A 10,960-nucleotide genomic window follows, 5' to 3' on the forward strand; every position below is an offset into this window, starting at 1 on the left:
GGCCTGCACCAAACAAAGGATGTCGCGAGCACTTTCCGCCTCGCCTGTGCCTGTGTCAAAAGACCGGCGAGTAAAATCAGGCTCCCACAATCAGGCCCCCAGAACCAGGATTGATCCACAGCCATGAACGCGACCACCCCAACCCTGCTGGATGTCGACGGCATCGATATCGCGGTTCGCCATTCCTCGGGCGCAACGCCCGGCGTCGTCTGGCTCGGCGGCTACAAATCCGACATGCTGGGCACGAAGGCGCAAACGCTGTCGGATTGGGCGGCCAGGGAAGGCCGCGCATATCTGCGCCACGACTATTCCGGCCATGGCGAATCCGGCGGCGCCTTTGCCGACGGTACTATCTCGAAATGGCTTGGCGAGAGCCTCGCCGCCTTCCGGCATTTCACCGAGGGCAAGCAAATCCTGGTCGGCTCGTCGATGGGCGCCTGGATCGCGCTGCGCATGGTGCAGGAGCTGCGCAAGGCGGGCGACAGCAATGTGGTTGGCCTGGTGCTGCTCGCGCCGGCGCCGGATTTCACCGCCGAGCTGGTCGAGCCGGCTCTGACGGAGGCACAGAGGCGCGAACTTCGGGAGAAAGGCTTTTTCGAAGAACCTTCGGACTATTCCGCCGAGCCTTACATCTACACAAGCGCGCTGATCGAGGACGGCAGAGCGAACCGGGTCATGATCGGGCCGATCGATACCCATTGCCCCGTCCACATCCTGCAGGGCTTGGCCGATGCCGATGTGCCGGCAAGCCATGCGCTGAAGCTGGTCTCGCTGCTGCCGGCCGACGACGTCACCTTGTCGCTCATTCCCGACGGCGACCACCGCCTGTCGCGGCCGCAAGATCTCGACATGCTGCTGAGGGCGGTGGGCGACATGGTTCAGCGGGCGGGGTAGGCGAGAATGCGCATTTCCGTCCCGATATCCGCCTTTGTCGCGGCAATCGTCGGCTTCGGCGGCACGCTGGCCGTCGTCATTGCCGCCGCCAAGGCGGTTGGCGCCACGCAAGCCGAAACCGCGAGCTGGGTGACGGCAGTGTGCGTGGCGATGGCGATCGAATGCTTGTGGCTGTCCTGGCGCACGAAAATACCCATCATCACCGCCTGGTCGACACCGGGCCTGGCGCTGATGGCGGCATCGAGCGGGTTTACCATGGCTGATGCGGTCGGCGCCTTCATCGTCACCAGCTTGATGTTGATCGCCACCGGCCTGTTCAAGCCGCTGACCCAGCTGATATCAAGGATACCGACGTCGGTCGCGTCCGGCATGCTGGCCGGCATCGTCGTCACCTTCGCGCTCAATGCCGTCAAGACCATTCCGGTCGACCCCTGGCTGATCCTGCCGCTGATCGCGGCCTTCTTCGTCATTCGCCTGTTCAACCCGGCGCTGTCGGTGCTGGCGGTGCTGATCGGCGGCGGCATCGCCGCCTTCCTGACAGGCCGCGTCGGCGGACTGCCGGCGCCGGAACTGTCGACGCTGACGCTGATTGCTCCGCATTTCAGCGCCGCAGCTGTCATCGGCCTGGCGCTGCCGCTCTACCTCGTCACCATGGCGTCGCAGAACCTGTCGGGTCTCGCCGTCTTGCGCGCCGCCGGCTATCACCCCGAACCCGGCCCGCTGATCGGCGTCACCGGCCTGTTCTCGCTGCTGTCGGCGCCGTTTGGCGGCTCGACCACCAATCTGGCCGCGATCTCTGCGGCGATCTGCACCGGGCCGGACGTCCATCCCGACCCGGCCGAGCGCTGGAAGACCGGACCCTTCTATGCACTTGCCTATCTGATCTTCGCGGTTTTCGGCGCCTCGCTGGTGGCGATCTTCGCAGTGCTGCCGCAAAGCCTGATCGTGCTGGTGGCCGGCCTGGCGTTGATGGGGTCGCTGGCCAACGCGCTGGCGATCGCGCTCAAGGACGAGGACCAGCGCATGGCCGCCACGGTCACCTTCGTTGTCACCGCGTCGGGGCTGACTTTGTTCGGCGTTGGCGCCGCCTTCTGGGGCCTGGTCGCCGGCCTCCTTGTGCTTTTCCTCGAAGCGCTCAAAAAGCGATAATCATTTCAGGCTGTTGTCCGGTTTTGGCGGGCGTTGTCTTGAATCGCCGTTTTTCTCATCCCATTTCGAATCCACGCAGCCGCTCTTGGCTGTCTCCAACCGAAGGAATGGGAGAAAATGAACACATCCGCATTGATCCGCCCGGCCTGGACGCCGGCGACCATCGCGTTGATGGTGATCGGCTTCATGGTGTTCTGGCCGCTTGGCTTCGCCATGCTCGCCTACATCATCTGGGGCGACCGGCTTGACGGCTTCAAGCGCGACGTCAACCGCGCCACGGACGGCATCTTCGCCGGCTGCCGCCGCGGTTCCGACAAGGCCGCGCGCTGGGGCCACGGTTCGGCCCGCACCGGCAATGTCGCTTTCGACGACTGGCGCGAGAAGGAACTCGAACGCCTCGCCGAAGAGCGTCGCAAGCTCGACGAGATGCTGAGCGAGTTCGATGAGTACGCCCGCGAATTGTGCCGCGCCAAGGACCAGGACGAGTTCGACCGCTTCATGGCCAACCGCAACAAGTCGACGGCGCCTGCGAAAACAGGCTCGGCCGAAACGGCCAAGCCCGCGACCCCCAAGCGCAAGGGCCCGAACCTGCTTGACGACTGAGGCTGCGCGCATGACCCCGAAAATCGGAACCGATTTTCGGAAAGGTTCATGCGCCAAATTAGAGTGCTACAGCGTCCTGTGCGCGTCAGAGACGCGCGGCGCTGTAAGACAGGTCTTGGCATGATGGACGGCGTCGCGCGAGCGGCGCCGTTTCTTTTTTGTTCTGGTCGTTTTCCTCGAATCGCGTATCGTTCAGCCATGTCCTTCGGCTTTTTCCGCAACCTGACCAAACCAAAACCCTCGCCTGTCGAAGAGCGAGAGCACGTCGTTGCCGGCCGCACACTGCCGCTCAGGATCGTCGAGAGCGCCCGCGCACGGCGGCTGACGCTGCGCATCGATTCGGGCGGCCAGGGGCTGCGCATCACCGTGCCGCCGGGCCTGCGCCGCGGCGAGGTGGAGAAATTCCTTCACCGCCACCAAGGCTGGCTGGAGCAGCGTCTGGCCAAGGTACCGACACGGCCGCAAGTGCGCCCCGGCATCAAGATCCCGATACGCGGCGTCGCGCATCGCATCGTCCACGAACCGTCGAAACGCGGCACCGTCACCGTGTCGCGCGACGAGCGCGGTCCGCTGCTGATCGTCCATGGCGAGCGCATACATTTGCCGCGCCGCATCGCCGATTTCCTCAAGCGCGAGGCCAAGAAGGACATCGAGAAGCTGGTGGTCAAGCATACCGAGGCCATCGGCAAGCGCGCCAAGGCGATCCGCTTCAAGGACACGTCGAGCCGCTGGGGCTCCTGCACTTCCGACGGCAATTTGTCCTTCTCATGGCGCATCATGATGGCGCCGACGCCGGTGATAAACTACTTGGTCGCGCATGAAGTGGCGCATCTCAAGGAGATGAACCACGGCCAGAAATTCTGGAAACTGTGCGAGCAGCTCTGCCCCGACACCGACCGCTGCAAGGACTGGCTGAAGCGGAATGGTGGGGCATTGCAGGCGATTGTGTTCGATTAGCCTGCGCCAGCGCCGCGCTCAATCATCATTGGCCGCATTAAGCTCTTCAGGCCGCAGCCCTTCGTCGCCATGGCGCGGCCATGGCAGGAAATTCTGCTCGAACGCATCGCTGCCGAAATAATCCAGGACCCGGTGCGCTTCTGCCCCGTCGAAGGCGGCCTTTTGCATCAGATGCGCGATGACGTCGCGCGCTTGCGCGATCTTCTGCCTGAGTTCGGCTATGCTCTGGTCGGCCATTCGTCTGCTCCGCCTTGCTTCTCCCATCAATAGGTAGCGCCTTTGGCGTTGCCGGCAAACAGCATGCTTTTTCTCGACTCTTGGCCGGTTTCGTGCCAATCCCCGCGCCATGGCGCTCGATATCAAGATCTGCGGATTGAAGACCGATGATGCAACGACCGCGGCATTGGCCGGCGGCGCCAGCCATGTCGGCTTCATCTTCTTTGCCAGGAGCCCGCGCTATGTCGAGCCTGCGGCAGCCGGCCGCCTGCGCCAGGCGGCAATCGGCAAGGCCCTGGCGGTTGCCGTGACGGTCGATGCCGATGACGCCTTCCTGGACGAGATCGTCGAAAAGATGCGACCCGACATGCTGCAACTGCACGGCACGGAGACGCCCGAGCGGGTGGCCGAGGTGAAAGCCCGCTACGGCTTGCCTGTCATGAAGGTGTTCTCCGTCAGTGAGGCTGGCGATCTCGAGCGGCTACAGCCGTTCATCGGCGTTGCCGATCGCTTCATGTTCGATGCCAAGCCGCCAAAGGGCTCGCAACTTCCGGGTGGCAATGGCGTCGCCTTTGACTGGCGCATCTTGGCCGGCCTTGACGCCGGGCTCGATTACATGCTTTCCGGTGGGCTCAACGCCGCCAATATCGGCGATGCCCTGAGATCCGCCAATCCGCCCGCGATAGACATTTCGTCGGGGGTGGAAAGCGGCCCGGGCGTCAAGGATCCGGCGCTGATCGAGCAGTTTTTCCGGGCCGTCAGGGCCGCGCGCGACGACCGCGCTGCCTGAGCACTTCTTTCGAACCCGAGCATGTTCCGGAAAAGTGGGAACCGGTTTTCCGATAAGACATGCTCAGAACCAAGACCAGGAGATCGGCGATGAACAAGCCGGCGACACCCAATTCCTTCCGCACCGGACCCGACGAACAGGGCATGTTCGGCATCTTCGGCGGCCGGTTCGTCGCCGAGACGCTGATGCCGCTGATCCTCGACCTGGAGCGGCACTGGAACGAGGTCAAGAACGATCCGGACTTCAAGGCTGAGCTGACCAATCTGTCGACCCACTATGCCGGGCGGCCGTCAAAGCTCTATTTCGCCGAAGGCCTGACCAACCATCTTCGTGAGGTTTCCTTGGCGAAGGGCCTCGGGGGCGGCGCCAAAGTTTACTTCAAGCGCGAGGATTTGAACCACACCGGTTCGCACAAGATCAACAACTGCCTCGGCCAGATCCTGCTGGCCAAGCGCATGGGCAAGAAGCGCATCATCGCCGAGACGGGCGCTGGTCAGCACGGCGTTGCCGCGGCCACGGTCGCGGCGCGCTTCGGCTTTCCCTGCGTCGTTTATATGGGCGCCACCGATGTCGCCCGCCAAAGCCCCAACGTCTTCCGCATGAAGCTGCTCGGCGCCGAAGTGCGGCCGGTGACCGCCGGTCACGGCACGCTGAAGGACGCCATGAACGAAGCGTTGCGCGACTGGGTCACCAATGTCGAGGACACTTATTATCTGATCGGCACCGCCGCAGGTCCGCATCCCTATCCGGAGCTGGTGCGCGACTTCCAGTCGGTGATCGGCATCGAGGCGCGCGCCCAGATCCTCGAACAGGAAGGCCGGCTACCCGACACCATCATCGCCGCTGTCGGCGGCGGCTCGAACGCCATCGGCCTGTTCCATCCGTTCCTGGATGACAAAGAAGTCCGCATCATCGGCATCGAAGCCGGCGGCCGCGGCCTTGACGGCATCGAGCATTGCGCCTCGATGAATGCCGGCGCGCCCGGCGTGCTGCACGGCAACCGCACCTATCTCTTGCAGAACGCCGACGGCCAGATCCTCGACGGCCATTCGATCTCAGCCGGCCTCGACTATCCCGGCGTCGGCCCCGAACATTCCTGGCTGCGCGATTCCGGCCGCGTCGAATACGTGCCGATCCTCGACGACGAGGCGCTGGAAGCCTTCAAGCTGACGACACGCGTCGAAGGCATCATCCCGGCGCTGGAATCCGCGCACGCCATCGCGCATGCGGTCAAGATCGTGCCGGATATGGACAAGGACCAGATCGTCATCGTCAACCTGTCGGGACGTGGCGACAAGGACGTGCACACGGTGGCCTCGATGCTGGGCATGGAGATCTGATCATGGTGACCCGCATCGACCGCCGCATGGCAAAACTGAAAGCCGAGGGCCGCCCGGCGCTCGTCACCTATTTCATGAGCGGCGACCCCGACTATGACACCGCTTTGTCGATCATGAAGGCGCTGCCCAAGGCCGGCGCCGACATCATTGAAATGGGCATGCCGTTTTCCGATCCGATGGCCGATGGACCGGCGATCCAGGCCGCTGGCCTGCGGGCGCTGAAAGGTGGCCAGACCCTGGTCAAGACGCTGAAGACGGCGGCTGATTTCCGCGCCACCGACAATGAAACGCCGATCGTGCTGATGGGCTACTACAACCCGATCTACATCTACGGTGTCGATCGCTTCCTCAAGGACGCCATCGCCAGCGGCATTGACGGGCTGATCGTCGTCGACCTGCCACCGGAGATGGACGAAGAACTCTGCATTCCGGCGCTGAAGGCCGGCATCAACTTCATCCGCCTGGCGACGCCGACCACCGACGACAAGCGCCTGCCCAAGGTGCTGCAGAATACGTCGGGCTTCGTCTATTACGTGTCGATGACCGGCATCACCGGCTCGGCTTTGGCCGACACCGGCAAGGTTGCCGCCGCGGTCAAGCGCATCCAGGGCCACACCAACTTGCCAGTCTGCGTCGGCTTCGGCGTCAAGACCGCCGAGCAGGCGCGCATTATCGGCGCCAATGCCGATGGCGTCGTCGTCGGCACCGCGATCGTCAACGCGGTCGCCAATGTGTTGGGACCGAAGGGCGAGAAGACCGCCGACCCGGCCGAGGCCGTCGCCACCCTGGTCAGCGGACTGTCTCAGGGCGTGCGTTCGGCCCGCCTTGCTGCTGCCGAATAGTTTCCCTACTTAGGCCTTGTGCAAGTCGTTATCCCAAAACCGGTTCCCACTTTTGGGCGACATGCACGAGCCAACTCTTCGTCAGGACAGGAGCCGAAGCGATGAACTGGATCACCAATTACGTTCGCCCGAGGATCAATTCGATGCTCGGCCGGCGCACCGACATGCCCGAGAATCTCTGGATCAAGGATCCCGAGACCGGCGAGATGGTGTTTCACAAGGACCTGGAATCCAACCAGTTCGTCATCCCGTCATCGGGCCATCACATGAAGATTTCGGCCAAGGAACGGCTGAAATTCTTCCTCGACGACGGCAAATACGAGCAGCTTGAGAACCCCAAGGTCATGCAGGACCCGCTCAAGTTCCGCGACGAGAAGCGCTACACGGACCGGCTGAAGGACGCCAAGGCCAAGACCGGCCTGGAAGACGCCATCATCAACGCGCTGGGCACGGTCAAAGGCCTGCCGGTTGTGGTGACGGTGCAGGATTTCGCCTTCATGGGCGGCTCGCTCGGCATGGCCGCGGGTGACGCCATTGTGCACGGTTTCGAGGTCGCCTTGCAGCGCAAGCGGCCGCTGATCCTGTTTGCCGCCTCCGGTGGCGCGCGCATGCAGGAAGGCATTCTGTCCCTGATGCAGTTACCGCGCACCACGATCGGCGTCGACCGGCTGAAGGAAGCCGGCCTGCCATACATCGTCGTCTTGACCAACCCGACCACCGGCGGCGTTACCGCCTCCTACGCCATGCTGGGAGACGTCCACATTGCCGAGCCCGGCGCGCTGATCGGCTTTGCCGGCCCGCGCGTCATCGAGCAGACCATCCGGGAGAAACTGCCGGACGGTTTCCAGCGCTCCGAATATCTGATGGAGCACGGCATGGTCGATATGGTGGTGTCGCGGCTGGAACTGCGCGAGACGATTTCACGGCTGTTGAAAATCCTGCTCAAACTGCCGCAGGAGCAAAAGCCGCTGGAGCCGGAAATCCTGCCGCCGTCGGTCATCCCGACGGAAGCCCGCCCGCAAGCCTGACGCGACATTTCTGGCCGCAAACCGCGATTGCGTGCACCTGCGCGCATGCGTAGGATTCGCTCATGACAACGCTTGCCGCAGATCGTGAAATCGAAGCCCTGATGGCGCTGCATCCGAAAGGCTTCGACCTTTCGCTCGACCGCATCACAAGGCTGCTCGAACGCCTCGGCAATCCGCAGGAGCGGCTGCCGCCGGTCATCCATATCGCCGGCACCAACGGTAAGGGCTCGTGCGCGGCCTTTTCGCGCGCGCTGCTCGAAGCCGGCGGCCACCTTGTCCATGTCCACACTTCGCCGCATCTGGTGAACTGGGCCGAGCGCTACCGGCTGGCGGCCGAGGGCGGCGGCCGGCTGGTCGACGACGAGACCTTCGCCGAGGCCATCGCCCGCGTCGCCCGGGCCAATGCCGGCCAGAAGATCACCGTCTTCGAAATCCTAACCGCCGTCACCTTCATCCTGTTTTCCGAGCATCCGGCTGCCGCCGCCATCATCGAGGTCGGCCTTGGCGGCCGCTTCGACGCCACCAATGTCGTTGCCCGGCCGGCGGTGTCGGTGATCATGCCGGTGTCGATGGATCACGAAGCCTATCTCGGCGACCGGGTCGAACTGATCGCCGCCGAAAAGGCCGGCATCATGAAGCGCGGCTGCCCGGTGGTCATCGGCGCGCAGGAGAGCGAGACGGCGCTGCAAGTGCTGATCGAAACCGCCGAGCGGCTGGATTGCCCGACCTTCGTCTACGGCCAGGATTTTCTCGCCTTCGAGGAAAACGGCCGCATGGTCTATCAGGATGAGGACGGGCTGATGGACCTGCCGCCACCGCGCCTGCCCGGGCGCCACCAGTTCGCCAATGCGGCGGCAGCGATTGCCGCCGTCAAGGCCACCGGTTTCGAAATCAGTCATCGCGCCACTGAGAAGGCGATGGCGAGCGTCGCATGGCCGGGCCGCATGCAGAAACTGGTACAGGGCCGGCTGATGGAGCTGGCGCCCAAGGGCGCCGACATCTGGCTCGACGGCGGCCACAATCCGGGCGCCGGCATGGTCATTGCCGAGGCGCTGGCCGAGCAGGAGGAAAAGAACCCGCGGCCGCTGTTTCTGATCTCCGGCATGATCAACACCAAGGACCAGAGCGGCTACTTCCACGCCTTCAAGGGCCTGGCTCGGCACGTCTACACCGTGCCGGTGAGCATGAGCGATGCCGGCGTGCCGAATGACGAGCTGGCGGTGCGGGCGACCGAAGCCGGCCTCACGGCCGAACCGGTCAGTTCCGTCGCCAGTGCGCTGATGCTGCTGCGCGACACCTGGGACGGGCCGGCGCCACGCATCCTGATCGGGGGGTCGTTATATCTCGCCGGCGCGGTGCTGGCCGAAAACGGCACGCCGCCAACCTGAAGCCATTTCACTGCGAGGAGCCCATCATGATCAAGGTCAAGCAACTCGCCCATGTCTGCATCTTCGCGCATGATCTGGAGGCGACGCGAAGCTTCTACCGCGACGTGCTTGGCCTCGACACGCAGTTCAATTTCCTGCGCGACGACAAGGTCTTCGGCTTCTACCTCAATTGCGGCGGCCGCAGCCATGTCGAGGTGTTCCAGAAGGACGGCACTGCATACAGCGAGCAGAACCAGATCAACCATTTCTGCCTGGAAGTCGAAGATCTCGACGCGGCGATCGCCCATATCAAATCGAAGGGCATCGACGTCACCGCCAAGAAGCACGCCTGCGACGACACTTTTCAGGCCTGGATCCGCGACCCCAACGGCGTGAAGATCGAGCTGTTCGAATACACCGCAAAAAGCGCGCAATTTACCGGAGGCGACCGCATCGCCGACTGGTAGTATTTTGGCCCGGGGAATCTATCGGGCGGTTGCCCCTCGGGCAGAAGCCCCGATATGCTTGGCCAAGCATGGAGGCAAGCTCGAATGGTTGTGAAGTGTCTTGTTACCGTCGACAACGACCAGCCGGAGGAGCTGATATTTGAATATGCTCCGCGGGTCGGCGATCATGTGATGTTACCGGGAGCCATCGAGCCACCGCACCCAATTGTTCGAGTGGCCCACAGACCGACGCGCCCCAATGATGCATCCGGCCAGCCCAGTGTCGCGTATTTCGTAAGCCGAGAGACGTTTCTCTATCGTGTGTATACGGGCGCTATAGAGGGATATGGGCAGGTCCTGAAGCCCGCGACCGGACGGAAGCCCGGCAAGCCTAGGCAGGCCAAAAAAACCGTGGCTCAAACTAAATAGACATCGGCGGCCGCGGCACCAGTCTGAGGCCTATTTCAGCTCGATCTCGATGAAGGCGTATTCGCCGTCATTGGCGCTGATGACGTCGTGCTCGACGCCTTCCTTGCGGAAGTAGGGCGCGCCCTTCTTCATTTCAGCAAAACTCTCGCCGTCCTTGGTCACCAGCTTCACCTTGCCGTCCATCAGCGGCACCACGACGTAGTCATGGCGATGCCGGTGCCAGCCGGTGTTGTCGCCGGGCTGGAAGCGGTATTCGGTGACGATGACGCGCTCATTGTCGATGAAGACGGTGGCCTTGGCGGATCCGGTCATTCTGTTTCTCCCTGTCCTGCCTCAAGCAGATGACATGGAGTGCGCCGATGCGAGGGCCAGAGGCGGCCGGGCGATGACGCCAAAGAAAAAGCCCGGCGCGAGGGCCGGGCTTCGATCTCGGGAACTAATGCAGGTCGCCCAAAAGTGGTCCCGGTTTTGGGAGGACGACATGCATCAAAACAAAGCCAGATCAGGCGAGGCTGCCATTGATCCAGTGCGACAGCGCGGTCTTCGGCGCGGCGCCGACCTTCATGTCGGCGACTTCGCCGCCCTTGAAGATCATCAGCGTCGGGATCGAGCGCACGCCGAATTGGGCGGCAAGCTCGGGGTTCTCGTCGATGTTCAGCTTGGCGATCTTGATCTTGTCGCCGAGTTCGTTGGCGATCTCTTCCAGCGACGGACCGATCATCTTGCAGGGGCCGCACCATTCGGCCCAGAAATCCACGACGACGGGCTGCGAGGCGTTGAGCACATCGGCCTGGAAATTGCTCTTGTCGACCTTGACGGTGGCCATACGAAAATCCTTTCGAAATTTATCTCGCACCAAATGTGGTGGTTCAGCAGCCCTTCTTCAAGCAGAACTTGTG

The 10,960-nt window shown here is 63.1% G+C and carries 13 protein-coding genes; 10 read left to right on the forward strand and 3 right to left on the reverse strand.

Annotation, left to right across the window (positions count from 1 at the left end):
• Positions 1 to 123 precede the first annotated feature (123 nt).
• The 4 genes from ACYG9Z_RS14985 (at position 124) to ACYG9Z_RS15000 (ending at position 3,603) form a co-directional block, all read left to right on the forward strand.
• Complete coding sequence (locus ACYG9Z_RS14985) at positions 124 to 894, forward strand: alpha/beta hydrolase (RefSeq protein ID WP_023752337.1); 771 nt, start codon at positions 124 to 126, stop codon at positions 892 to 894.
• Positions 895 to 900: 6 nt separating this feature from the next.
• Positions 901 to 2,043 carry a benzoate/H(+) symporter BenE family transporter gene (locus ACYG9Z_RS14990; protein WP_023752336.1) on the forward strand — a complete coding sequence of 381 codons (1,143 nt, stop codon included), beginning with the start codon at positions 901 to 903 and terminating at the stop codon, positions 2,041 to 2,043.
• A gap of 117 nt (positions 2,044 to 2,160) precedes the next feature.
• The gene (locus ACYG9Z_RS14995) at positions 2,161 to 2,646 is read left to right on the forward strand and encodes a DUF2852 domain-containing protein (RefSeq protein ID WP_023752335.1); all 486 of its coding nucleotides are present in this window, start codon (positions 2,161 to 2,163) and stop codon (positions 2,644 to 2,646) included.
• A gap of 198 nt (positions 2,647 to 2,844) precedes the next feature.
• The gene (locus ACYG9Z_RS15000; RefSeq protein ID WP_023752334.1) at positions 2,845 to 3,603 is read left to right on the forward strand and encodes a M48 family metallopeptidase; all 759 of its coding nucleotides are present in this window, start codon (positions 2,845 to 2,847) and stop codon (positions 3,601 to 3,603) included.
• Positions 3,604 to 3,621: 18 nt separating this feature from the next.
• Here the strand turns inward: ACYG9Z_RS15000 and ACYG9Z_RS15005 are convergent, their stop codons facing one another.
• Positions 3,622 to 3,840, reverse strand: coding sequence for a hypothetical protein (locus ACYG9Z_RS15005; protein WP_023672288.1), 219 nt, complete (start codon positions 3,838 to 3,840; stop codon positions 3,622 to 3,624).
• A 109-nt stretch (positions 3,841 to 3,949) separates the two neighbouring features.
• On the opposite strand from ACYG9Z_RS15005, the gene ACYG9Z_RS15010 reads away from it, so the two are divergent.
• The 6 genes from ACYG9Z_RS15010 (at position 3,950) to ACYG9Z_RS15035 (ending at position 9,653) form a co-directional block, all read left to right on the forward strand.
• The gene (locus ACYG9Z_RS15010; RefSeq protein ID WP_023752333.1) at positions 3,950 to 4,609 is read left to right on the forward strand and encodes a phosphoribosylanthranilate isomerase; all 660 of its coding nucleotides are present in this window, start codon (positions 3,950 to 3,952) and stop codon (positions 4,607 to 4,609) included.
• An 89-nt stretch (positions 4,610 to 4,698) separates the two neighbouring features.
• Positions 4,699 to 5,949, forward strand: a complete 1,251-nt coding sequence (trpB, locus tag ACYG9Z_RS15015) for a tryptophan synthase subunit beta (protein ID WP_023752332.1) — start codon at positions 4,699 to 4,701, stop codon at positions 5,947 to 5,949.
• A gap of 2 nt (positions 5,950 to 5,951) precedes the next feature.
• On the forward strand, positions 5,952 to 6,791 hold the full coding sequence (gene trpA / locus ACYG9Z_RS15020; protein ID WP_023752331.1) for a tryptophan synthase subunit alpha: 840 nt from the start codon (positions 5,952 to 5,954) through the stop codon (positions 6,789 to 6,791).
• 101 nt (positions 6,792 to 6,892) lie between these two features.
• Complete coding sequence (gene accD / locus ACYG9Z_RS15025; protein WP_023672292.1) at positions 6,893 to 7,819, forward strand: acetyl-CoA carboxylase, carboxyltransferase subunit beta; 927 nt, start codon at positions 6,893 to 6,895, stop codon at positions 7,817 to 7,819.
• Between the two features lie 62 nt (positions 7,820 to 7,881).
• Positions 7,882 to 9,207 carry a bifunctional folylpolyglutamate synthase/dihydrofolate synthase gene (locus ACYG9Z_RS15030; protein ID WP_023672293.1) on the forward strand — a complete coding sequence of 442 codons (1,326 nt, stop codon included), beginning with the start codon at positions 7,882 to 7,884 and terminating at the stop codon, positions 9,205 to 9,207.
• 26 nt (positions 9,208 to 9,233) lie between these two features.
• Positions 9,234 to 9,653: a VOC family protein gene (locus tag ACYG9Z_RS15035; protein ID WP_023681395.1), complete on the forward strand. Its 420-nt coding sequence runs from the start codon at positions 9,234 to 9,236 to the stop codon at positions 9,651 to 9,653.
• A gap of 438 nt (positions 9,654 to 10,091) precedes the next feature.
• On the opposite strand, the gene ACYG9Z_RS15040 is transcribed toward ACYG9Z_RS15035, so the two are convergent.
• Together ACYG9Z_RS15040 and trxA are read right to left on the reverse strand one after the other, a co-directional pair.
• Positions 10,092 to 10,373, reverse strand: a complete 282-nt coding sequence (locus ACYG9Z_RS15040; RefSeq protein ID WP_023672296.1) for a cupin domain-containing protein — start codon at positions 10,371 to 10,373, stop codon at positions 10,092 to 10,094.
• Positions 10,374 to 10,563: 190 nt separating this feature from the next.
• Positions 10,564 to 10,887, reverse strand: a complete 324-nt coding sequence (gene trxA / locus ACYG9Z_RS15045; RefSeq protein WP_023672297.1) for a thioredoxin — start codon at positions 10,885 to 10,887, stop codon at positions 10,564 to 10,566.
• Positions 10,888 to 10,960 lie beyond the last annotated feature (73 nt).

This window comes from Mesorhizobium sp. RSR380A (genome assembly GCF_054719385.1).